Genomic DNA, 22844 nt, shown 5'->3' with positions numbered 1-22844 from the left:
ACGAATGGAAGTGGCGCGGTTTGCAATGGAGGCATATGTGCGAAGGGCGGCATCGTGCGATGCCGCCCTTCGCGTCAGCCGGACTGTGCGGCGCTCGCGATCATTGCCGGATCATTGCGAGATCGGCTTGGTCACGTCGATGCCGAACCACTTGTCCGAGATCTTCGTGAAGGTGCCATCGGCTTCGAGTTGCGTCATCGCGTCGTCGATCGCCTTGGCGAACTTCGGATTGCCCTTCTTGAACGGGATGGCCGACGGGTTGCCGGCGCCGACCATCGCGCCCGTGCGCAGCGGCAACTGCGAGTTCTTCAGCAGGTAGGCGAGCATCAGGCGGTCGTTGAGCGCCGCGTCGAGGCGGCCCGCTGCGAGGTCGCGCAGATACTCGGGGGCGCCCGGGTAGGTCTTCACGTCGATGCCCGGCACCGACTTGGCCATGTCCATGTAGTTGGTGCCGAGGCCGACGCCGAGCTTCTTGCCCTTGAGGTCTTCGAGCGTCTTGAACTCTCGCGTGTCGTCCTTGCGCTGGATGAGCTGCGCGGCCGAGTACGTGTACGCCGGCGAGAATTCGAGCACGGCCTTGCGCTGGTCGGTCACGCCGACCTGGTTCACGATCACGTCGAACTTGCCTGCCTGCAGGCCCGCGATGATGCCGCTCCATTCGGTCGTGACGAATTCGGGCTTGAGGCCCATTTTCGCGGCGACGGCTCGGGCGATGTCGACGTCATAGCCGACCAGCTCGCCGTTGGGCGCCTTCGAGTTGAACGGGGGGAACGTGCCTTCGAGACCGATGCGCAGCGTGCCGCGCGCCTTGACCTGGTCGAGCAGGTCGTCGGCGTGGGCGCTGGCTGCGACGAACGATGCGCCAACGATTGCAAGTGCAAGGAGTTTTTTCAGCAAACCGGATTTCATGTTTTCCTCTTGTTCTGCTGCTGCGATTCTGGTGCTAGTGCACAGCGCCTCCGATGCGCCATGACTAGCCTGCCACTATAGCTTTACGCGCGGCCCGGGGCCAGCGCCCGCGCACATTCGGCGACGAGTGCCGGGCCGCGGTAGATGAAGCCCGTGTAGACCTGCACGAGCGAGGCGCCGGCCGCGATCTTCGCGCGCGCGTCGTCGCCCGAAAAAATGCCGCCCACGCCGATGATCGGCACGTCGCCGCCCAATTCTGCGCGCAGCTTGCGGATCACGTTGTTCGAGGCGTCGAATACCGGGCGTCCCGAGAGGCCACCCGTTTCGTTCGCATTTGGCATGCCTTCCACCGCCGCGCGCGAGAGCGTGGTGTTGGTCGCGATCACGCCTTCGATCTTGTGGCGCAGGAGCGTATCAGCGATTTCCTTGACCTGCTCGTCGTCGAGATCGGGCGCGATCTTCAGCGCGAGCGGCACGAGCTTGCCGTGCATGTCTGCGAGACGCTGCTGCTTGTCCTTGAGCGCGGCGAGCAGGGCGTCGAGTTCGCCGCCGCCTTGCAGCTGGCGCAGATTCTTCGTGTTCGGCGACGAGATGTTGATCGTCACGTAGCTCGCGAACGGATAGACGCGCTCGAGGCAGAAGAGATAGTCGTCGGCGGCGCGCTCGATCGGCGTGTCGGCGTTCTTGCCGATATTCAGGCCGAGAATGCCGCGATAGCGCGCGGCCTGCACGTTCTTCACGAACTGCTCGACGCCATGGTTGTTGAACCCCATGCGGTTGATGATGCCGCCCGCCTGCGGCAGCCGGAAAATGCGCGGGCGCGGGTTGCCCGCCTGCGGGCGCGGCGTCACGGTGCCCACCTCGATGAAGCCGAAGCCGAGCGCGGCGAAACCGTCGATCGCGGCGCCTTCCTTGTCGAGGCCCGCGGCGAGTCCCACCGGGTTGCGGAAGGTGAGGCCCATGACGGTGCGCGGCGAATCGGGCACGCGCGGGGCGAGCAGGCCCGCCATGCCGGCGCGGCCGGCGGCGCCGATCATGCGCAGCGAGAGGTGATGGGCGTCTTCGGCGTCCATGCGAAAGAGCTGGTCGCGGACGAACGGATAAAGGGTGCTGAACACGGGAAGAAGGCGCGGGCGCCAGAAAATGGGAACCCGCTATTTTAGCGGTAACGCGGACCCTGGGCGATGCGCCGCAGGCTCAGGCTTCGGGCGTGAGCGGCGTGAGCGGCGTGAGTGGCGCCCATGCGCCGTCGAAGAGCCCTTCGAGCGGCTGAAAGTGCGCCTTGTAGGCCATTTTCGGACTCTCGCGGATCCAGTAGCCGAGATACACGTAAGGCAGCTGAAGGCTGCGGGCCTGCTCGATCTGCCAGAGGATGTTGTAGGTGCCGTAGCTCGTGTGGAGCGTATCCGGGTCGAAGAACGTGTAGACCGACGAGAGCCCGTCGCCGAGGATGTCGATCATGCTCACCATGCGCAACGCGCCGGGCTCGTCCGGATGCGCAGGGTCCGGCTCGCGGAATTCGACCAGCCGTGAGTTGATCCGGCTTTGCAGCAGGAACTGCTCGTACTGGTCGCGGCTGTCGCGATCCATGCCGCCGCCCGCGTGGCGCGCGGACTGATAGCGCATGTAGAGCGCGTAATGCGCCTCGTCGTAGTGCAGCGGCGCGACTGTGGCGACGAGCGCGCCGTGCCGCTTCCACGCGCGACGCTGCGTGCGGCTCGGCGTGAAGCGCTCGACCGGCACACGCACCGGCACGCACGCGCGGCAGCCATCGCAGTAGGGGCGATAGGTGAACACGCCCGAGCGCCGGAAGCCGGCCTTCACGAGATCGGTATAGACGTCGGAGTTGATGAGATGACTGGGCGTTGCCACCTGCGAGCGCGCGATGCGCCCCTCCAGGTAACTACAGGGGTAGGGCGCCGTTGCATAGAATTGCAGCGCGGAAAGCGGTGAAAGCGGCAGCTCGTTTGGATGCGTCACGTTGGCAGCTCTCGTAGCAGTTCGGATCGTCGCGTGGCGCGCGCGTCGCGCACCCAGCCTCACGCGCAAGCCTTGCCAGGCCATACGGCGCGCCGCACAGGGCGTGCCAGGGAAGGCCGGGCTGCGATGGGTTCGCTATTCAGTCTAACATTGACGCCGAACATGTATCCATCGAATTGCGTGGGCTGTCGCAAGCTCGCACGCGAGCGATCCTACGCCGCTCATGTGCCACTCATTTGCCGCTCGCCTGCCATTCACGCTGCGGGCAAGAACTCGTCTGGCGCGCCCCTGCCGCCGAGCAGATCGGCGAGCACGGCTTTGTCGAACTTCCAGGGAATGGGCGCGGCATTCACGTGCGTGCGCACGTGGGCGATGAACGCCTTGCGCGAGATTTCGCGCCCGCCGAGCGAGGCGAGATGCGCGGTGTTCTGCTGGCAATCGATCAACTCGACGCCGTGACGGCGCAGATGCGCGACGAGTGCCGCGAGCGCGATCTTCGACGCGTCGGTCATGGAAGCGAACATCGACTCGCCGAAGAACATCGTGCCGAGCGCCACGCCGTAGAGGCCTCCCACACGCTCGCCGCCGAACCAGGCCTCGACGCTGTGCGCGTCGCCCACGCGGTGCAGGGTGGAGTAGGCGTCGATCACGTCGCCGGTGATCCACGTGCCGCGCTGGCCGCGCCGCGGCGCGTTCGCGCACGCGCGCATCACGGCGGCGAAATTGTTGTCGACGCGAATTTCCCACGCGTCCTCACGCAGCACGCGCTTGAGCGTTTTTCTGAAGGAGGGCGAGACCTTGAATTCGTCGGGGCGCAGGATCATGCGCGGGTCGGGGCTCCACCAGAGCACCGGCTGGCCGTCCGAGTACCACGGGAAAATGCCGCGCCGGTAGGCATCGATGAGGCGTGACGGCAGCAGGTCCGCGCTGGCGGCGAGCAGGCCTGGCGCGCCGCTCGACGCGCCGAGTGCGCGCTCGACGGCGGGAAACGGTTCGTCGGGCGAAAGCCAGGGGACCATCGTCGCGGGCTTGGTTAGAAGGGCGATCAGCCGTCGCGCAGCGAGCGCAGGACGTCGCCGGTGTGCAGCCCGAAGCTGCCCGACTGGCGATCGGCGAAGAAACAGCGCAGGGTCTGCCCGACCGTTGGGAACGCAATGTCGTCCCAGGGAATTTCGTGCTCGTCGAAAAGCCGCACTTCGAGACTTTCCTCGCCGGCTGCGATATCGATGTCGAGCAGGCGCGCGAGATAGAACAGATGCACCTGATGCACACGCGGCACGTTCAGGAGTGAAAAGAGGTTCTGCACCTCGACGCGCGCGCCGGCTTCCTCGAGCGTTTCGCGTGCCGCGGCTTCGGCGGTCGTCTCTCCCATCTCCATGAAGCCGGCGGGCAGCGTCCAGTAGCCGTAGCGCGGCTCGATCGCGCGGCGGCACAACAGCACCTTGTCTTCCCAGACCGGAACCGTGCCGACCACGTTGCGCGGATTCTGATAGTGGATGGTGCCGCAGTGTGAGCAGACGTAGCGTTCGCGATTGTCGCCGGGCGGAATGAGCAGGCTGACCGCCTGACCGCAAGTCGAGCAGAATTTCATGGGCACGATAGGGGGATGGGTGATGCGAGTTTATCACCGCTCAGCGGCTTCGCTCATGTGCCCAACGATGGGAAGACCGCGCCTGGAAGAGGCGTAAACGGAAAAAGGGTTACAGGCCAATGACCTGTAACCCTTTCGAATTCTGCTGGTTGCGGGGGTAGGATTTGAACCTACGACCTTCGGGTTATGAGCCCGACGAGCTGCCAGACTGCTCCACCCCGCGTCCGTCGAAGAAAAGATTATATGACAGTTCGCGCCGCGTTGCAACAACAAATGACGAGCGCCTTTCCACGCGTTTGCAAAAAGTTTGCAGGACACGCGTGGATGGCTTCTTGAATCGTCAGGATAGAATCGGGGCTCGTTCGGCGCCGTGCACGCTCTTCGCGATGTTCACGCTGCGCCGTTGCCTTGTACAACGCACTGCGACAACGCACTGCGCTTCATTTGCCTCTTCCATGGACATTCCCCTCGATCTGCAATCGATAGCCGCGCAAGAGCATGCGCTGGTGTTCCCGCGTTTCGACGCCGATCGTGCCTGGCAGCTCGGCTCGCATCTGCATGAACTCGCGCGCGCCCGCGCGCTGCCCGTCGCCATCGATGTGCGCACCTTCGGCCAGCAGCTCTTCTTTTGCGCGCTGGACGGCGCCACGCCCGACAATGCCGACTGGGTGCGCCGCAAGTCGCGCGTGGTCGAGCACTTTCGGCGCAGCTCCTATGCGATCGGCCTGCGCATGCAGCAAACCGGTTCGACGCTTGCCGACAAGCACGGCCTGCCGATCGCCGATTTCGCGCCGCATGGCGGTTCGTTTCCGCTCACGGTGGAGGGTACGGGCGTGATCGGCTCGATCACGGTCTCGGGCCTGCCGCAGCGCGCCGATCACGAACTGGTAGTCGAAGCGCTCTGCGCGCAACTCAACGCCGACTACGCGCAGCTCGCGCTCGCGAAGGTCTGAGACGATGCGCATTCCTCCGTTCTCGGCCTGGACCTGGCTCGTCATCGCGATCGTCGCGGAAGTCATCGCCACTTCTGCGTTGCGCGCGTCGGATGGCTTCACGCGGCTCGTGCCTTCGGCGATCGTCGTGGTGGGGTATGGCATCGCGTTCTACGGGCTCTCGCTCACGTTGCGCAGTTTGCCGGTGGGCATCGTCTATGCGGTGTGGTCGGGCGTGGGCATCGTGCTCATTACGCTCGTTGCGATGGCGCTCTATCGGCAGGTGCCCGATCTGCCGGCCGTGCTCGGGCTCGGGCTCATCGTGGCTGGCGTGGTCGTGCTGAATCTGTTCTCGAAGATGCAGGCGCATTGAAAGACGGCGGCCGAACCGGCCACCGCACTGGCCACATTCGCGCCAGACATTGCGCCTCGCGCGTAACATGGCCGGTTACCGCCGTGCACCGCGTCGTCCTCCGGCGGCAGTGCTTTCTGCTGATTTTCCCCATTGGGGCTGGACATGATCATTCGTTTTCCCGCCGACGCGCCGCTCTATCGCGACGCCAATCTGACCGTGGTCTTTCCCGCGCTCGTCGACGGCACACGCGTTCCCTGCGCGATTTCCGTCGAGGCGCTCGAGGACCATTTCGGCGCGCTGCCCGCGAACCGCGACGCGTGGATGCAGGCGTTCGACGCCGGCCGATCGCGCATCGAAGCTGTGGCGCGCGCCCATCTCGAACTCAGCAACGGCACGCCGGTGCTGCTCAAGAGCGGTCACTTTCCCCCCGGACGCCTGGACTCGTAGGCTTATACGCGTAGTCAGGCACGCCCCGCACGGGCGTCACGGGAAATTTCGGTTGCCGCAACTGGCTAGCGTCGTCATGAGCATCGTCGAACGCAAGGACCGCGAACTCCACGCAAGGCACGCAGCGCGCGCGCACGATCAGCGCGAGCGCATCCTCGACGCTGCGCGCCGCATCGTCATGCGCGACGGGCTCGCCGCGCTCTCCATGCGCAAGATCGCCGACGCGATCGGTTATTCGCCTGCATCCCTCTATCTTTATTTCGCCGGCCGCGACGAGATTGCCGAGGCGCTCGGCCGCGAATGTTACGCGCAACTGCTTGCGCAGCTCGAACCGCTCGGGCTGATCGCCGACGCGCGCGAGCGGCTTCATGCCCTCGCGCATGCATACGTGGCGTACGGCTGCGACCATCCGCAGACTTACGAACTCATCTTCATGGCGCACAAGACGCGCGCGGAGCACGTGGGACCGGCCGCACGCCGTCATCGCGCCGCGCTGGCCGAGGCGGCGGGCGAGCCTGAGGCGGGCGCTGCGCCGGCCTGCGGCGCACAACTCTTTGCCGCGACGCTGTCCGTGCTGACGCTGCCAAGCGGGGCGCATGTCGATGGGCCCCTGCTTGCGCAGTCGCTTTGGGCCACGCTGCACGGCGCGGTGATGCTCACGCTCGCGCGTGCCGGCTTTGAGCACGCGGCGCCCGGTCCGTTGATCGACGCCACGCTCGATGCGTGGTTCGGCGCGCGCGCCGCTGCGGCTGCGTCGCCGGCCGCGCAAGCGCCCGGTGTGGCGTCGTGATAGCCTCAGAGTGCCTGTGATCGCGCCTCGCCCGATTCAGGCGCCGCTCATCGTTCTGCCTTGCCAATCGCCATGTCACACGAAGCCAACGCAAGCCCGACCGCACCCGACGCCGACTCGCACGTGCTTACGCGCGTAGCGAACCGTATCGGCTATATCGAACTCGAGCGCCCGCAGGCGCTCAATGCGCTCACCACCGCCATGGTCCGCACGATGCACGCCGCGCTCGATCGCTGGCGCGACGACCCGGGCGTGCTCGCGGTGATCGTGCGTACGCGCCACCTGCGCGCGTTCTGCGCGGGCGGCGACATTCGCTTTTTGTACGAGTCGTACCGCGCGGGCGACCAGGCGGCGCTCGACACGTTCTTCGCCGACGAATATCGCCTCAACCACGCCATCTTCACGTTTCCGAAGCCGTACATCGCGATGCTCAACGGCGTGGTCATGGGCGGCGGCATGGGCATCTCGCAGGGCGCGCATCGCACGGGCGGGCTGCGGCTCGTGGGTCCGACCACGCGCATGGCGATGCCGGAGACGCGCATCGGCCTCTTTCCCGATGTCGGCATGGGCTGGTTCCTCGCGCGCACGCCTGGCGCGATCGGCCGGTATCTCGCGGTGACAGGCGAGACGCTCGATCAGGCGAGCGCCGTGTATGCGGGCCTGGCCGATGCGTCGCTCGGCGAGTCTGCGTGGCCGGCGCTGCTCGATGCGCTGGAGAGCGAGCCGTTTGCGAGCGGCGCGGAAGTGGTCGCGCGCATGCGCCAGGCGGCGCTGCCCGCGCCCGAATTGCGGCGCCTCGCCGAAGGATCGTCGCTGGCCGCGGTGCGCGGCTGGATCGACCAGCATTTCTCGCTCGCCGATGTGCCGGCCATGCTGGCATCGCTCGAAGCCGCTCGCCATGCGCGCGCGGGCGACGAGGCAAAATGGGCCGGGCAGATGGTGGACGTTCTGCGCGAGCGTTCGCCGCTTTCCATGGCGGTGTCGCTCGAGGTAGTCTCGCGCGCGGAGGGCACGATGGCCGACTGCCTGCGCCGCGACCTCGACCTCACGCGCTCGAGCTTCGCGATTGGCGACGTGCTGGAGGGCATCCGTGCGCGCATCATCGACAAGGACAATCAACCGCATTGGCGCTTCGCGAATATCGAAGACGTGCGCCGCGAAGACGTCGAGCGGATGTTCGAGAGCCCCTGGCGCTTGATGGAGCACCCGCTGCGCGAACTCATCGGTTGAGCTGGCTGGCGCGAGGGAGCAGTAGGGGAGGTGTGAGGGGGAAAGCGCGGTGGGAAAACGCGGGCCGCGCATTGCGCACGGCCCGCAGGCGCAGTCAGTCTTCGGCTGTTTCGCTCATGAACGCGCGCATGAAAACCAGCGCGCCCCAACCCCACATCGCATTCGAGGCGAAGCCCGTGGCAAGCCGCGGCAGCATGTTGCCGGTCGGCCAGATGCCGCGCAGAGGATCGACGACGAACACCATTGCCGCAGTGAGGACGATGCCGCCGAACACGAAGGCCTGAACCCACGGCGCGGGCCGCGAAGGCGACACGCGCAGCAGCCACGCCATCAGCACGGCCCAGATGGCGCTCCAGATCGCATTCACGAGGAACTCGGGCAGCCCGAGCGGCTGGAATGGGTTCGTCGAAAATCCGGCCGCGTCGATGACCTGGGCGGCATGCAGGAGCGCGAGCGTCGCCTCGCGAAAGAAGAGCGACGCGAGAAAGCCGGATACGAACGGCAGAATCAGTTTTTGCATGGAATCGTGCGAGAGCTTCTTGGCCTCGCTGCGCAACGCGCCTTATGGAGCGTGATGCGCGCGGCGTGCCGGTGTTTTTGTGGGTGCGTGCGCCATTATATCGGCGCGCGGTGCGCGCGAGGCGCACCGTACGCTAAAGCGTCGGGTAAAGCACGAAAGTGGAAAACCTAAGCTCAAAAAAATCGTTCTAAAGGGTGCGAGCGGTCCCTAGACTGGTTCCCCATGAAGACGGCGCCGCCGTCGCCGGGCGCTCTCGCGAGGCGCACGGGGAACGCGCCGGCGCATTCCGTCTGCTGTCGAATCCTCTCAATCGAGCCACGAGCGGCGCATTCGCTTGCGCGGCGTGCCCGCGCGTGCTCGCTGGCCGGCAGTCACCCGATTCGTTTCGAATTTCCAGGCAGGAGCAATGCATGAATGTGTTCTGGTTCATCCCGACCCACGGCGACAGCCGCTATCTGGGCACGACCCAGGGCGCGCGCGCGGCCGATCTCGCGTATTTCCAGCAGATCGCCGTCGCCGCCGATACGCTCGGCTATGAAGGCGTCCTGCTGCCTACCGGGCGCTCGTGCGAGGACGCGTGGGTCGTGGCGTCGAGCCTCATCGCCGCGACACGGCGCCTGAAGTTCCTCGTGGCGATCCGCCCCGGCCTCTCGTCGCCGGCACTCTCCGCACGGATGGCCGCGACGTTCGACCGGCTCTCCAATGGCCGTCTGCTCATCAACGTCGTGACGGGCGGCGACACGGCCGAGCTGGAAGGCGATGGCCTCTTCGTCGATCACGACACGCGCTACGAAATCACCGACGAGTTCCTGCATATCTGGCGCAAGCTGCTCGCCGCATCGCACGCGAACGAGGCGATCGATTTCGAGGGGCGACATCTGCGCTCGGTGGGCGGCAAAGTGCTGTATCCGCCAGCGCAGCATCCGCATCCGCCGTTGTGGTTCGGCGGCTCGTCGCCGGCCGCGCACGCCATGGCGGGCGCGCACATCGACACCTATCTGACGTGGGGCGAGCCTCCCGAAGCCGTCGCGCGCAAGATCGCCGACATCCGCGCGCGCGCCGCCGAGCACGGCCGCACGATCCGCTTCGGCATTCGCCTGCACGTGATCGTGCGCGAGAGCGAAGACGAAGCGTGGGCCGCCGCCGACAAGCTCATCAGCCACCTCGACGACGAGACGGTTGCGCGCGCCCAGGCCGCATTCGCGAAGATGGATTCGGAAGGCCAGCGCCGCATGGCCGCGCTGCACGGCGGCAAGCGCGGCACGCGCAAGGACCTTGAGGTGTATCCGAACCTGTGGGCTGGCGTGGGCCTCGTGCGCGGCGGCGCGGGCACGGCGCTCGTCGGCAATCCTGAACAGGTGGCCGCGCTCATGAAGGAATACGCGCAGCTTGGCATCGAGACGTTCATCTTGTCCGGCTATCCCCATCTCGAGGAATCCTACCGGTTTGCGGAACTCGTGTTCCCGCTGCTGCCTGGGCGCACGGCGAAGGGCGCGGGCGGCCCCCTTTCGGGGCCTTTCGGCGAAGTGGTCGGGAATCACTATCTGCCGAAAGTGAGCCAGAGCTGAGGCGCTGGAGAACGGCAGCAATCGTGGAGGATGCAACGATGACGCAATCCGTAGTAAGGGCCGCACCCGCGCGCGATCGCACCACCGCAGGCGGTGCGCTGCGCGCCGCGCGGAGATTCGTGCGGGCGAGCCGGCGGCGGCTCGCGCCCTGGCTAGTGCCGCTGGCGGTGCTCGTGATCTGGGAGATCGCCGCCAGGAGCGGCGCGCTTTCGACGCGCGTGCTGCCCGAGCCGCTCGCCGTGGTGCGGGCGGCCTGGTCGCTGATCGAGTCGGGCGAAATGTGGGCGGACGTGCGCGTGAGCACGTGGCGGGCGCTTTCGGGGTTCGCGATCGGCGGCGGCATCGGGCTCGTGCTCGGATTGGCTACCGGGCTTTTCAAGCCCGCGGAAACCGCGCTCGATTCGACCGTGCAGATGGTCCGCAATATCCCGGCGCTCGCCATGATTCCGCTCGTGATTCTGTGGTTCGGCATTGGCGAGGAGGCGAAAGTCTTTCTCGTGGCGCTGGGCGTGTTCTTTCCCGTCTACGTGAATACGTTTCACGGCATCCGCTCGGTGGACGCCAATCTCGTCGAGATGGCGCGCAGCTATGGGCTCAAGGGTTTCGCGCTCTATCGCGAGGTGATATTGCCGGGGGCGTTGCCATCGATTCTCGTCGGCGTGCGCTTTGCGCTTGGGCTGATGTGGGTGACGCTGATCGTCGCCGAAACGATCTCCGCGCAGTCGGGCATCGGCTATATGACGATGAACGCGCGCGAATTCCTGCAAACCGATGTGGTGGTGGTCGGCATCCTGCTCTATGCGGCGCTCGGCAAGCTCGCCGACTGGCTTGCGAAGTCGCTCGAGCGCGTGGCGCTGCGCTGGCACCCCGCTTATCAACAGGAGAACGAAGCATGAGCGCGAGTCAACTGGCGCCGAACTACGGCGGGGCGTGGGAAGACGCCGGGCGCGTGCAGGCGCGCGAGCGCAACGACAGGGCGCAAGCGGCGCGCGAGGGCGTGGCACCGCGTACGCCTACGCCCGAAGTGGACGCCGCCGTTGCCCTTCGCGGTGTGGGCAAGCGCTACGGCGAGCACGCCGTGCTCGCCGGCTTCGACCTCGCGATCGAGCGCGGCAGTTTTGTGTCGATTGTCGGACGCAGCGGTTGCGGCAAGTCCACGTTGCTGCGCCTGATCGCCGGCCTCGAAACGCCCGACGAGGGCGTGGTCGAGCGGCGCGGCGCAGATGGCGCGCCGCTCGATACGCGCATCATGTTTCAGGACGCGCGCCTCTTGCCGTGGAAGACCGTCTTGCAGAACGTGATGCTCGGACTCGGGCGCGGCGCGCGTGACGACGCCCGCGCGGTGCTCGACGAAGTGGGCCTGCTCGCGCGCGCCGACGAGTGGCCCGCGCGCCTCTCGGGAGGCCAGCGCCAGCGCGTTGCGCTCGCCCGTGCGCTCGTGCATCGTCCGAGCCTGTTGCTGCTCGACGAGCCGCTCGGCGCACTCGACGCGCTGACGCGCCTCGAGATGCATGCGCTGATCGAGCGCCTGTGGCGCGAGCATCGCTTCACCGCGCTGCTGGTGACGCACGACGTGCACGAAGCTGTCGCACTCGGCGACCGTATTCTGCTCGTCGAGGCAGGGCGCATCGCGCTCGATCAGCGCGTGCCGCTCGAGCGCCCGCGGGCGCGCGTCGACGCACGCTTTGCTGCGCTCGAGGAGAGCGTGCTGCAGCGCGTGCTAGGCCACGGCCCACTGCCAGCCGCCGGGCGGCCAACGGGCGCAGTGGTCTGAATTATTCATCAGGAATCCTGTTGTTTTTACTCGAACCCACGGAGCCGAATCTATGAGCATTACCGCTATCAACGTGCGCAACCAGTTTCGCGGCAAGATCAAGGAAATCATTCGCGGGCCCGTCGTTTCGGAAGTCGATGTCGATACGGCATTCGGCATCGTCACCTCGGTCATCACCACGCGCTCGATCGACGAACTCGAGTTGAAGGTGGGCTCGGAAGTGGTCGCGCTGGTGAAGTCGACGGAGGTCTCGATCGCGCGCCTGTGAAGCGTGCCCGCGCGCCGGCGCCGCCTGCGAGTCGCGGCGCGCGCAAGTGCTAGCATGAACCGTCAACGGAAGACGGAAGAGGCGAGCATGGAGCCGAAGGGCATCGACATGGGCGACTACCAGGAGCGCTACAAGGACTACGATATTGAAGTCGCAGTCGAGCAGGTGCTCACGGGCGTGAAGGCGCACTATCGTGTGCTGAAGGACGATACTATCGTGGAGGACTGGCAGCTCGTGCCTATCACGCGCCTCTGGTCCACCGAGCACGCGGCGGCCGAGGCGGGCTTCGAAGCGGCGCGCGCGTGGATCGATGCGCGCGGCACGCAAGCGAGCTAGCGTTTGCCTTGCGAACTCGCGCTGGGCGACTGGCTTGCCCGGCGCGCTGCATCGGCGAACATGTCGCGTAGTTGCTGGCGCTCGGCCCCGGTCAAATGTGCAGCGGCGGCCGGCATCGTGAGGACCAGGTGCAGCGTGAGGTTGCCGCGCCCGCCGTTGCGGTCCGCGAGTCCAAGACCCGGCAGACGGATCGGCGTGCGCGCATTCGCGTTCGCCGGAATTTTCACGTCGAACGTGCGGCCGAGTACCTTGGCCTGAACGCCGCCGCCTAGCATGGCCGTCATGAAGTCGACTGGAAGCTCGCAAGCGAGATCGAGCCCGTTGCGCGTAAAGCCCGGGCCGCAAACGATGGAGACGGAGAAAGTCGCGTCTCCCGGTGGGCCGCCGTTCACGCCGGGGTGGCCGCCGCCGGCCACCACCAGACGCTGACCGTCCCATGCGCCGTGTGGAATTGCGACCACTTCCGACTTGCGCCATGTCTTTACGCCGGTGCCGTGACATTGTTCGCAAAGCGCGCCGCGATCTTCCTGTTCGCACGCGGGACACGGACCTTTGACAGGGTAGTGGGCTTGAACGCCGCCGCCATTGATCGCGACTTCTAGCGGCACGAATAGCTCGACGAGGCAGTTGGCGCCGCGCATGGGCGGCGCCGCGCGACGCTGACGCGGTTGCGCTTCGCCGTTGCGGGTCTTGCCGGCCGGACTCGCGGCGCCAGTTGTCCTCGCCGTTGGCGCGATGCGCCTGCCGCTCAGAATCTCGAAGGCCTCCTGAATGAGCTTGAAGACCGGCTCGACTGCCGCCTCGCGACCCTTGTTGCGGTCGGGGTGGTACTTCGCGCGCAGTTGACGGTAGGCGCGCTTGATTTCTGCCGGGGACGCAGTCTCCGGCAGGTGCAGCCGCCTGTAGTATTGCTCGAAGCTCAAAGACGTTCCCGGGTGTCTCTCGTGCACAGACGCAAATGAGCCCGCAACCCGTGCGGGCTCATTTGTTCACTGCTGAATTCTTTGGGGTGGCTGATGGGACTCGAACCCACGACAACAAGAATCGCAATCGAGTCGGCGAACAGCAAATTCAGGTTAAAAATCAAAGCGCTGTGATTTTGATTTCGGAATATGGCCCACTTTATCGACCCCACACTGGTGTGGGTTTGCGGCGGGGCATTCCGAAATGCTGTCGCTATTTTAGCCGCTCCTCCTAATTTCGTTGCTCTGGTATCCGCACTGAGTCCAAGCCAGTCGGCGAGTTCGTTCGTGGTCAGGTAGTCGCTCATCGATGGCTCTATTCGCTACTTGCCTTGAGTGCGTGGGTTCCCAGCTATTGGGGGGCGATTACCTGTTACATGCATAACTGCGACGTCGGCCATGCTACTATTTCCTTTCAATTTGAAAGGAGACTGCCGATGGGCTGGAACGTGCGTTTTACCGACTACCGTGGTTACGACCTCCATTCGGAAACCCTTGAGTGCCCCAATGAAATGTGGGTATGGCGCGCGAAAGTAAGCAGGGGCCCAGAACGCGAGATCGCTTCGAGTGAAGACCTGAAGACAAGCCACAGGACTCGGGACGATGCCGAAAGCGCCGGGTTCGCTTGGGGGCGCGCGATGGTCGATGAAATCTTGATGGGCTAGGCAAACCTGTTTCACTCGGCGCTCTCGTCGCATCGGAAGGCGCGAGAGCGGCTCGTTCGCCGGCTGCTGCTATGACGCTGCCGCGCGCTTCGCTTGTCGATCTCGGTGTAATACGCAGTCATCTCTCTTCCGCTATGTGATGGGGGGATTGCCCCGAGTCGCTAAAGGTTGCTGCCACAGCGGCCGTTAACGATTTCCGTGGCGCGTCCACATTCACTTAACGATCTCTAAAAATTCACCCTCGGCGCCGGTGTTAGATTGCAACCGGGAGGAGAGCCAATGAACAATCACGTCATTCGCTACAAGGGATACATCGTCGACTTCACGCCGTTCGATGTTGGCAACGGAGAATTCGGTCCGCGGTGGGCCATCGCAATGGACGATACTGTCTGGGCTGGCAGTGTCCCGTTGTCTAGTGGTCGTTTGATGCATCGCGGTACCTACGAAGAGGCAACAGCAATCGGGAAGCTGCAAGCTTTGCAAATGATTGACCTCGACTAATGCCGCGTGTCAGGTTACGCAACCACTGCGCTGCGTATTGTTTTGATTGATCTCGTCGTCGTCCTTGGCCATCTCTCTGCTGTTGTGTGGCAGGGATCCGGCAGCGCACGAATGTACTGAACGCTGGCTCGAAAATCCTGGTCGTTTCCGACGCAAATGTGTGATTAACTTGCTCCCGCTCGCGCCCATGCGAGCGCGCAGCAAGCGAAATCGGTGCAATGGTTCGGGAGAATCATTGCCAGTCGTCGGGGACAGACTTTGGACAAAGTTGACGAGCTCACAACTGCCTAAGAGGCTTGGGTTGCGGCACGCGAAGGATTGGCGCGTGATCTGCCGCCGCTGATCCTCGAAAACCCAAACGACGATTTGATACGCGCCCTGATCGCGCGCGAGGTCGCTACCCATCGCCAATTCGTTGCTGCGAAAGAGCGGGCAAACGGCATTACTTAGGCGACGGTTCGAAAGTGTTTCATGCCGGGCTCAGGCTGACGACCCAGGCCAGCTACGCGCACACTCAAAAGATTGCAGCGTCGCATGCGGGATCGCTTTCGCGACCAACCGCTCGCGCCGCTTCGACTTGAATTGCTTGCACCGGCGCTTAAACGAATTCCAGAAAGCAAAAAGCCCAGTTCATCGAACTGGGCTAAGTGCTTGAATTCTTTGGGGTGGCTGATGGGACTCGAACCCACGACGACAGGAATCACAATCCTGGACTCTACCAACTGAGCTACAGCCACCGCTGTTTTCTCAACTAGCGCTGCTTCGAAAGCGGCGTCAATCAAGAAGCAAGATTATATACATACTAAAGTTGCCTTGCCTAGCCCTTTATTCAAGAATTTCGTCCGGAACGCGCAGATATTCGCGGGCCTCGTCGAAGATCGCGAGATCTGCCTTCGCGAGCTTGCGGCTGTCCGAGAGGATGCGGCGCCAGCCGCGCGCGCCGGCCACGCCGCGGTAGAGGCCCAGCGCATGGCGCACGATCGCGCCCAGGTAAGTGCCGCGTGCGATTTCGCTCGCGCAGTACTCGATGAGCTTCGCTTCCACTTCCTCGCGCGTAAGCGCAGCATCGGTCGAGCCATAGAAGCGCGCATCGACGTCGGCGAGCACGTAGGGGTTGTGGTACGCCTCGCGGCCAAGCATCACGCCATCGACGTGATGTAGATGCTGCTCGACTTCGTCGAGCGTCTTGATGCCGCCGTTGATGATGATTTCGAGCTGCGGGAAGTCGCGCTTGAGCTGGTATGCGTAGTCGTACTTGAGCGGCGGGATCTCGCGGTTTTCCTTCGGGCTCAAGCCCTTCAGGATCGCGTTGCGCGCGTGCACGATGAAAACCTCACAGCCCGCTTCGGCAATCGTGCCGACGAAGTCGCGCACGAACGCATAGTCCTCGACCGTATCCACGCCGATGCGGTGCTTGACCGTCACGGGTACCGAGACGACATCGCGCATCGCCTTCACGCAGTCCGCCACCAGTTGCGGTTCGTTCATCAGGCATGCGCCGAACGCGCCGCGCTGCACGCGCTCGGACGGGCAGCCGCAGTTCAGGTTGATCTCGTCGTAGCCCCACTGTTCTCCGAGCTTCGCGGCGCGCGCGAGGTCGTCGGGTTCGCTGCCGCCCAGCTGAAGCGCGACCGGCGCCTCGGCCGGCGTGAACGCGAGATGGCGCGGCACGTCGCCGTGGATGAGGGCGCCCGTCGTCACCATCTCCGTATACAGCCACGTGTGCCGGGAAATGAAGCGATGCAGCGAACGGCAGTGGCGATCGGTCCAGTCCATCATGGGGGCAATACTTACTCTTCGTGCGCTTTTCATACCGTGTAAAGCCTTATGCAGCAAGGGTTTCGTTCGATTATACTGGACAAACTGACCGACTTAAATTCGGTGCGACGGCCCCCGATTTTTCCCGGATTTTCCCAACTTTGCCCTGCCAGTGCGACGGGAATTTGCGATGGGTCAGCCCCAAAACCGAAAAAGAGGACTGGACCAACAATGGCTTCCATACGACAAGTCAACGGCAAGTGGCGTGCCGAAATCCGCCGCAAGGATTTTCCGCCCCAGGTACGTAGTTTCCCCACCGAAAGGGAATGCCGCAAGTGGGCGCGGGACACCGAAATCGCGATGGACGAGGGCCACTTCGAGCCGTTCGATAAAGAGGGCCATAAGGTCACAGTCGAGGGCCTTATCGACAGGTTTGTTGAGCACCGTGAGGCGCGCCACCGCACTAGGCTGAAAAACCGAAAGGTTGGCGAAAGCGAGGGCAGGCCGCAATCCGCCGTTGGGCGTTCCACCATGGGCGCGCTGGCCAACCTGAAGCGGTTGCTCGGAGACCGGAATGCGGCTCGGCTAACCAGTGACGCAGTGGTTAGCTTCGCCCGGGAGCGCGCCGCCGAAGGCGCGGGGCCGGTGACGGTCGCACTTGATGTTTCGACCCTTGGGACAGTCTTCAAGACGGCCCGCAACGTGCTCCACATACCGGTCACCAACCCGGTCCCGGATGCGCGGGCGCGGCTAAATGACGCGGAACTCGTTGGCAAGAGCGGTGAGCGCGATCGCCGCCCGACCGCGGTCGAGCTGCAGCGCATCAAGGCTTGGTTTGCCGCCAAGGACCGGCAACGGATTCCGATGTCCGACATCATTGACTTCGCGGTGGCCACCGCCATGCGCGCGTCCGAAATTACTAGCATCCGTTGGGATGACCTCGACGAGACAAACTGCACGATCCTGGTACGCGATCGCAAGGACCCGAAAAAGAAAATCGGGAACAACCAGGTGGTGCCGTTGCTGCCAGATGCGATGACGGTCATCAAGCGCCAGCCGCGGTTGGAGGGCCAGCCGCACATCTTTCCGTTCAACGCCAGGAGTTTCTCGTCGATCTTCCCGCGAGCCTGCACGGCTCTGAAAATTGCCGACCTGCGCTTTCACGACCTGCGCCACGAGGGCATCAGTCGCCTGTTTGACATGGGCATGCAGACCGCGCAGGTTGCGCTGATCAGCGGACACAAGGATTGGAAACAACTGGCTCGCTACACACAGGTCAAGCCCGCTGCCGTTCTTGCACAGTTCAGGCACCTGCAGGAAGTGCTCGCCAAGCAGCAGGAGGCTGCGTAGGGTATCACAAACGGCAAGGAGTGGCAGAACACCTCGATTGTGATCCCGTTGTCGTTGGTTCGAGCTCGCATAAAGTTGCGGGCTTTTTGCTCCTCAGGCCGATTCCCGATCGCCCCACGTTGCTTATTCGTCGCCTCGCGTGAGCCGCGGATAACGTCGTACGTTTCCTGATTTACACTGGCTAGCACAATACCTACTGGAGATCATGGTGGCCGGGGAAATCCAAGATGTTGCGCTGGCGGCACAAGCAAATGCCGAAGTGGCAGCGGAACTCAATGCCGAAGAAAAAAAGCTGGCGAGACTCGAGAAAGAAAAGGCCAAGCTGCTGACGTCACTTGCCGCTGGGGATTTTTCAGAGCAGCGCACGCGCGTCGCGATGATCCTGAACCTATACAAACAGGCGCGCAATAGCGACGTCGTCCTCGCGCTGAAGTACTGGGAGACGTTCAATTCGGATGTGTATCGCGAGGAAGGCATCCTTCCCGCCGATCTATTCAAGCTCGAGCGCATCCCGATCATTGTTCGAGCACGCGCAAAAATTCAGAACGAATACGGCCTCTTTCAGGCTGATGAAGGCGTCCGCCAGAAGCGCAGGGGCAAAGAAGAGGAGATGTTCGCCGCCGTCATCGAAGATGTAGCTCCGACGCCGACGATTCAGGTCTTCGCCGACGAAACTGGCAAAACGGGGACGTTCGTGATCGTGGGTGCAGTCTGGGTGCTGAACGGGCGCGCCGTATGGACGATCACGGAGGCTATCGATAAATGGCGGAAGAACTCTGTGTGGGCTCAACGTGAAGTCCATTTCGCCAAATTTGGCAGGAATGATCTGGAGCCGCTCAAGGAATACCTCGCCGTGGTCAAGGCACACCGTGAGTACCTGAGCTTTAAGCTGATCGCTTTCGAACGTGCGAAGACGCGACGCAGCATCGAGGAAGTTGTGGCGAAGCTCCACGAACACATGCTCCTCCGGGGAATTCGTCATGAGGCTGAGAGCCGCCGTGTCACACTGCCACGGGATGTCCGCATGACGCTCGACGAAGAGCAGTCACTTGACAAAATCGCACTGGACGAGATGAAGGGCCATCTTGAAGCCACCCTTCGGAGAGATTTCGTCGACCAAGTTTCGATCTCCGAGATCGTCACCATTTCCTCGAAGAAAAGCGCGTTGGTCCAGTTGGCCGACCTCGTTGCTGGCGCAGCCAATCGGAAGCTGAACCCACAGCAAGAAAGGGGCTATAAGGACGAAATGGCGGACTTAGTGATGGAAGAGCTTGGTCTCGTAATGGCGGACGACAATGTTCCGGGTCTCGATGCTGCCGCGATGTTCGTCTTTTGAGCGCAATACATCGCCGAAGAGTGCGCCTAGTCAATCATTCGCCCGCCAGTTTCACACGACGTAACTAACAATTGGGGTCCTTGTGAGTCGATATTGCGCAGAAAAGAATGTAGGTCCTATCTTGGAGGCTGCGGAGCAGTGGAAGCAAGCCGGCCTTTTGACGGACGGCTCGGTGTTTTCTGATGAGAACCTTTGGACGATTGAAAACCTAAGCGAACTGGGATCTTCGATACTCAGCGCCCACGATGATGACGCTGGCGGCTATTGGGTCAAACTTCGCCAACAGTTGTCTTCAAGCAGCGGCGCTGTCTGCCATTTAGCGGCCGAAGTTAATTGGCTTCTGTTGCTTTGTCCAGATAACACCGGCTACGAATCTAAGTCAAGCGATATTCGCCAGATTTGGGATCTTGGTGGTTCACCCGTGCCAACAAGCGCCGACAGGTGGCTAACTGCGGAAGTGTTGGCGGGTATTGGCAGTGGCGGAACTGGCTACAACACCCATCGTTGGCGAGAGTTACATTTCGCTATTACGGTTTTTGTTGCGTTCAAGAAGCTTGCTTTGCAGGAGAGGCTAGATCTAGCGGGCGATGCTTTTAAATTTGCTGATTGGTTAGGTAGTCAGCCTGAATCGGAGAAGAGGCAGTTCCGCCACATGCTCCTGTTTCTTTTGTTCCCGGACTCCTTCGAGCGAATCTTCGGTGGCACCGACCGAGCAATGATCATCAAAACTTTAGGCGAACTAGATGGGAAGCCGGTCTCTAGGCTGAGCAGCATTGAAGTCGACAGGATCTTGTCGAGCATCCGTGAGAAGTACGAGAAAAAGTATGGAACTACACAGATCGACTTCTACGTGCCACCGCTGGGCGACCAATGGGGAGTAGATCGCTTCACCGAACTAACACAGAACCTGACTCGGGGGCATGTCCTTAAAGCACTTGCAGAGATCGACAGGAGCGGCATACCGTCCGGCGCCGAGTCAACGAAGTATGACCTGATTCATGAGGCACGATATTACCCGCCCAAACTGGTCCTTGAGCTTTCTGCGAAGAATGCGTCTGGGTCGGATTTGCTCAGAGGCACATTCAAGGGCGGTGAGGAGTCCCGCACTTTCAGGATTCTGCGCGGTCTCGGATTTGACATCGAACTGAAGCAATTTGTCGCTGATCTGGTTCATAAATTTATTCGGCAGGCGGATGAGCGGTCATCTCAATCAACCGCGGACTACCCCGACACCTATCGTGGCCTCGAACTCAAGCTTAGCTTTGGCTTTGGGAACTTTGCTGAAGTGCCTTGGGCCTCTTTTCTTGGCAAGGGACAAGTAACGTCGAAGGGAATCTACCCGGTTCTGCTTTACTACCGGGAGTACGGCACGCTGATCCTTGCTTATGGTGTGAGCGATACCAAAGAACCCGATCTGAAGTGGGAGGGTTTGCCTGAAGGGACGCAGACGATCCGCGAGTATTTCCAGAGAGAGAAAGCGACGAAGATTGATAAATACGGAAGTTCTTGGGTCTCAGTTGCGATGCCGGTCTCTGCGGAACTCGATGCACGAACACTCACCGTGGCACTCGATCGGATGATTGACAGGTATAGAACGATACTAGATCCATCGTCGCCCGAAGTTCAAGAAACGCCGAAGTCGCTACCATACACACTGGATGATGCACTAGAAGACGTTTTTATCCCCAAGGAGCGCCTGGAAGAAATGGTTCGCAGGCTTGGGCAGAAGAAAAATATGATCCTGCAAGGTCCGCCTGGTGTGGGGAAAACCTACGTGGCAAGGCGGTTGGCCTACCTCCTGATGAAAGAAGAGGAGCCTTCACGTGTAGGGATGGTGCAATTCCATCAAGCCTACGCCTACGAGGATTTCGTGCAGGGCTATCGCCCGGATGGAACCGGATTCAGGAAGAAGAATGGTGTCTTTCATACCTTCTGCGACCGGGCTCGCACGGATCCTGATCGCGCTTACGTGTTTATCATCGATGAAATCAATCGGGCAAACTTGAGCAAGGTGTTCGGTGAGTTGATGATGCTGATCGAAAGCGACAAGCGCGGCAAGAAATGGGCTGTGCCACTTACCTACGCAGAGAGTGAAACTGATACTTTCTATGTGCCACCTAACGTTCACATCATCGGTTTGATGAATACAGCGGACCGGTCGCTTGCTATGGTGGACTACGCGCTTCGGCGTCGCTTTGCCTTCATGGATGTCGAGCCGGGATTCGAGACCGAGCAGTATCAGACATATATGCTCGACAAGGGCGCCGACAATGCGTTGATCACGCGAATTCGCAGTAATTTGCACGCTCTCAATAGTGCGATTTCGGAAGATGCAACAAATCTAGGGAAGGGGTTTCGCATTGGACACAGCTACTTTTGCCCCGGCGAGGATAGCGGCGTAACGCCTGACGAGATGTGGTATTGCGAGGTGATTCATTCGGAAATATCGCCTCTGCTGTCTGAGTACTGGTTCGATGTTCCTGACCGACACGAATATTGGCTGCATCGACTGCTGGAGCAATGAGCATGGAGGCGCCGCTAATCCCCATACGCAACGTTTACTACATGCTCTGTTACGCATGGAACTATGTCCGGCAGGCCGAGTTGGTGGATCTGGACCGGTTGCCGGGGGAGCACGTGCTCGACCTATTGGCGATTGTGTTAGTACAAGGTATTGAGCATCTTGCACGACGTGGGTTGGAGCAGGGTTATGAGCACCGGGAAGACGAAATTGCTGGTGTCCGCGGGCGCATCGACGTCCTGCGTTCGGCGAGGCGCTTTTTGCCTAAACACGGCAAAGCCGCGTGCGTATTCGATGAGCTCAGCGTCGATACTCTTCCCAACCGTATCATCAAGAGCACGCTTCGTACGTTGGAAAGCCATCCTATCCTCGCCAGCGAACTCAGGAACCGAGTCCATCGGCTTCGCAGGCGATTACCCGGGATATCGGAGGTTCACGTAACGGCGCAGTCTTTCCGTAGAGTTCAATTGCATGCGAACAACCGATACTACGCATTCCTGTTGAGCGTGTGCAGGCTGATTTTGAGCAATTCGTTCGTAGATTCGGGGAGTGGAAAATTTCGCTTCTACGACTTCGTGCGCGACGAAAAAGTTATGTCGGGCGTTTTCCAGAATTTCCTCTATCACTTCGTCAGGCAAGAAATCTCCGACTGTCAGGTTGATCGACCTCACATCGACTGGATGGCGAACAGTGAGACGGACCCAACGTTGGCACTTCTTCCGAGAATGGAAACGGACATAACTCTTCGGCGCGGGAATAAGTGTCTAATCGTGGATGCCAAGTATTACCAGAAGACCATGGCGAATCGATACCGATCCGAAAAATTCCACATCGAAAATCTCTACCAGCTGATGAGCTATCTCACTAACTACAAGGCGTGTTCCGACGAGGAGGTAAGCGGCATGCTGGTATATCCGAAGGTTGATCGTGGGGTATCCGAACGTTATCGGATACAGGGATTTGAAGTGTCTCTGCAAACGGTGGACATGAATCAGCCATGGCCTCAAATCCACAACGAGCTCGTTTCGATCTTCAGCTAGTGGGCTCGGCC

The 22844-nt window shown here is 62.1% G+C and carries 25 protein-coding genes and 2 tRNA genes; 16 read left to right on the top strand and 11 right to left on the bottom strand.

The features are described 5' to 3' along the window. Positions 1–111: 111 nt before the first annotated feature. From AB3X98_RS21940 to AB3X98_RS21915, 6 genes are all read right to left on the bottom strand, one after another. Positions 112–909 carry a transporter substrate-binding domain-containing protein gene (locus AB3X98_RS21940; RefSeq protein ID WP_069267572.1) on the bottom strand — a complete coding sequence of 266 codons (798 nt, stop codon included), beginning with the start codon at positions 907–909 and terminating at the stop codon, positions 112–114. Between the two features lie 83 nt (positions 910–992). Then, positions 993–2027 carry a quinone-dependent dihydroorotate dehydrogenase gene (locus AB3X98_RS21935; RefSeq protein WP_368604119.1) on the bottom strand — a complete coding sequence of 345 codons (1035 nt, stop codon included), beginning with the start codon at positions 2025–2027 and terminating at the stop codon, positions 993–995. Between the two features lie 79 nt (positions 2028–2106). Then, positions 2107–2889 (bottom strand): arginyltransferase, encoded by a 783-nt coding sequence (locus AB3X98_RS21930; protein ID WP_368604120.1) that lies wholly within the window; start codon positions 2887–2889, stop codon positions 2107–2109. Between the two features lie 254 nt (positions 2890–3143). After that, entirely contained in the window at positions 3144–3908 is a 765-nt protein-coding gene (gene aat / locus AB3X98_RS21925; RefSeq protein WP_069267569.1) for a leucyl/phenylalanyl-tRNA--protein transferase, read from the bottom strand. 26 nt (positions 3909–3934) lie between these two features. Then, on the bottom strand, positions 3935–4480 hold the full coding sequence (locus AB3X98_RS21920) for an NUDIX hydrolase (protein WP_069267568.1): 546 nt from the start codon (positions 4478–4480) through the stop codon (positions 3935–3937). Positions 4481–4626: 146 nt separating this feature from the next. Next, positions 4627–4703: transfer RNA gene (locus AB3X98_RS21915), tRNA-Met, on the bottom strand. A gap of 232 nt (positions 4704–4935) precedes the next feature. Here AB3X98_RS21915 and AB3X98_RS21910 point away from each other — a divergent pair. From AB3X98_RS21910 to AB3X98_RS21890, 5 genes are all read left to right on the top strand, one after another. Further along, the gene (locus AB3X98_RS21910) at positions 4936–5433 is read left to right on the top strand and encodes a heme-degrading domain-containing protein (protein ID WP_342945649.1); all 498 of its coding nucleotides are present in this window, start codon (positions 4936–4938) and stop codon (positions 5431–5433) included. Positions 5434–5437: 4 nt separating this feature from the next. Further along, on the top strand, positions 5438–5785 hold the full coding sequence (locus AB3X98_RS21905; protein WP_042268604.1) for a multidrug efflux SMR transporter: 348 nt from the start codon (positions 5438–5440) through the stop codon (positions 5783–5785). Positions 5786–5929: 144 nt separating this feature from the next. Further along, a complete protein-coding gene (locus AB3X98_RS21900) occupies positions 5930–6214 on the top strand; it encodes a DUF1488 domain-containing protein (RefSeq protein WP_069267565.1) in 285 nt (94 codons plus the stop codon). 76 nt (positions 6215–6290) lie between these two features. Continuing rightward, a complete protein-coding gene (locus AB3X98_RS21895) occupies positions 6291–7004 on the top strand; it encodes a TetR/AcrR family transcriptional regulator (RefSeq protein ID WP_368604121.1) in 714 nt (237 codons plus the stop codon). Between the two features lie 72 nt (positions 7005–7076). Beyond that, positions 7077–8234 (top strand): enoyl-CoA hydratase/isomerase family protein, encoded by a 1158-nt coding sequence (locus AB3X98_RS21890; RefSeq protein ID WP_368610314.1) that lies wholly within the window; start codon positions 7077–7079, stop codon positions 8232–8234. A 94-nt stretch (positions 8235–8328) separates the two neighbouring features. Here AB3X98_RS21890 and AB3X98_RS21885 read toward each other — a convergent pair whose 3' ends face one another. After that, on the bottom strand, positions 8329–8754 hold the full coding sequence (locus AB3X98_RS21885) for a hypothetical protein (protein WP_069267614.1): 426 nt from the start codon (positions 8752–8754) through the stop codon (positions 8329–8331). Positions 8755–9164: 410 nt separating this feature from the next. Between AB3X98_RS21885 and ssuD the strand changes: the two genes are divergently transcribed. The 5 genes from ssuD (at position 9165) to AB3X98_RS21860 (ending at position 12700) form a co-directional block, all read left to right on the top strand. Then, the gene (ssuD, locus tag AB3X98_RS21880) at positions 9165–10322 is read left to right on the top strand and encodes an FMNH2-dependent alkanesulfonate monooxygenase (RefSeq protein ID WP_342945652.1); all 1158 of its coding nucleotides are present in this window, start codon (positions 9165–9167) and stop codon (positions 10320–10322) included. A gap of 38 nt (positions 10323–10360) precedes the next feature. Further along, positions 10361–11218: an aliphatic sulfonate ABC transporter permease SsuC gene (ssuC, locus tag AB3X98_RS21875; protein WP_069267561.1), complete on the top strand. Its 858-nt coding sequence runs from the start codon at positions 10361–10363 to the stop codon at positions 11216–11218. Then, positions 11215–12096, top strand: coding sequence for an ATP-binding cassette domain-containing protein (locus tag AB3X98_RS21870; RefSeq protein WP_342945654.1), 882 nt, complete (start codon positions 11215–11217; stop codon positions 12094–12096). The genes ssuC and AB3X98_RS21870 overlap by 4 nt, the downstream gene beginning before the upstream one ends. A 52-nt stretch (positions 12097–12148) precedes the next feature. Further along, entirely contained in the window at positions 12149–12364 is a 216-nt protein-coding gene (locus AB3X98_RS21865; protein WP_028204871.1) for a molybdopterin-binding protein, read from the top strand. Between the two features lie 87 nt (positions 12365–12451). Beyond that, complete coding sequence (locus AB3X98_RS21860; protein WP_069267560.1) at positions 12452–12700, top strand: DUF6566 family protein; 249 nt, start codon at positions 12452–12454, stop codon at positions 12698–12700. On the opposite strand, the gene AB3X98_RS21855 is transcribed toward AB3X98_RS21860, so the two are convergent. Both AB3X98_RS21855 and AB3X98_RS21850 read right to left on the bottom strand, forming a co-directional pair. After that, entirely contained in the window at positions 12697–13623 is a 927-nt protein-coding gene (locus AB3X98_RS21855; protein ID WP_368604123.1) for a DnaJ C-terminal domain-containing protein, read from the bottom strand. The two genes, AB3X98_RS21860 and AB3X98_RS21855, sit on opposite strands and share 4 nt — an antisense overlap. Then, positions 13620–13970, bottom strand: a complete 351-nt coding sequence (locus AB3X98_RS21850; RefSeq protein ID WP_368604124.1) for a hypothetical protein — start codon at positions 13968–13970, stop codon at positions 13620–13622. Before AB3X98_RS21850 ends, AB3X98_RS21855 begins: the two co-directional genes overlap by 4 nt. Before the next feature lie 129 nt (positions 13971–14099). Here AB3X98_RS21850 and AB3X98_RS21845 point away from each other — a divergent pair, with 129 nt between their 5' ends. Together AB3X98_RS21845 and AB3X98_RS21840 are read left to right on the top strand one after the other, a co-directional pair. Then, positions 14100–14327 carry a hypothetical protein gene (locus AB3X98_RS21845; protein WP_069267558.1) on the top strand — a complete coding sequence of 76 codons (228 nt, stop codon included), beginning with the start codon at positions 14100–14102 and terminating at the stop codon, positions 14325–14327. A 279-nt stretch (positions 14328–14606) separates the two neighbouring features. Beyond that, entirely contained in the window at positions 14607–14828 is a 222-nt protein-coding gene (locus tag AB3X98_RS21840) for a hypothetical protein (protein ID WP_069267557.1), read from the top strand. Between the two features lie 661 nt (positions 14829–15489). Here AB3X98_RS21840 and AB3X98_RS21835 read toward each other — a convergent pair. Together AB3X98_RS21835 and dusA are read right to left on the bottom strand one after the other, a co-directional pair. After that, positions 15490–15565 (bottom strand) — tRNA-His (locus AB3X98_RS21835). Positions 15566–15653: 88 nt separating this feature from the next. Next, positions 15654–16640, bottom strand: coding sequence for a tRNA dihydrouridine(20/20a) synthase DusA (gene dusA, locus AB3X98_RS21830; protein WP_368604125.1), 987 nt, complete (start codon positions 16638–16640; stop codon positions 15654–15656). Positions 16641–16817: 177 nt separating this feature from the next. On the opposite strand from dusA, the gene AB3X98_RS21825 reads away from it, so the two are divergent. The 4 genes from AB3X98_RS21825 to mcrC all read left to right on the top strand — a co-directional run bounded on the left by AB3X98_RS21825 (position 16818) and on the right by mcrC (position 22833). Further along, entirely contained in the window at positions 16818–17936 is a 1119-nt protein-coding gene (locus AB3X98_RS21825) for a site-specific integrase (RefSeq protein WP_368604126.1), read from the top strand. A 205-nt stretch (positions 17937–18141) separates the two neighbouring features. Then, entirely contained in the window at positions 18142–19272 is a 1131-nt protein-coding gene (locus AB3X98_RS21820; RefSeq protein ID WP_368604127.1) for a DUF3800 domain-containing protein, read from the top strand. Positions 19273–19393: 121 nt separating this feature from the next. Next, entirely contained in the window at positions 19394–21796 is a 2403-nt protein-coding gene (locus AB3X98_RS21815) for an AAA family ATPase (protein ID WP_368604128.1), read from the top strand. Positions 21797–21798: 2 nt separating this feature from the next. Further along, entirely contained in the window at positions 21799–22833 is a 1035-nt protein-coding gene (mcrC, locus tag AB3X98_RS21810) for a 5-methylcytosine-specific restriction endonuclease system specificity protein McrC (RefSeq protein WP_368604129.1), read from the top strand. The last annotated feature ends 11 nt before the right edge of the window (positions 22834–22844 follow it).

The organism is Paraburkholderia sp. BR14312, assembly GCF_040948675.1.
Taxonomy (GTDB): Bacteria; Pseudomonadota; Gammaproteobacteria; order Burkholderiales; family Burkholderiaceae; genus Paraburkholderia; species Paraburkholderia nodosa_A.
The sequence above is the reverse complement of the archived record's forward strand: the minus strand, read 5'-3'. Positions and strand labels throughout refer to the sequence as shown.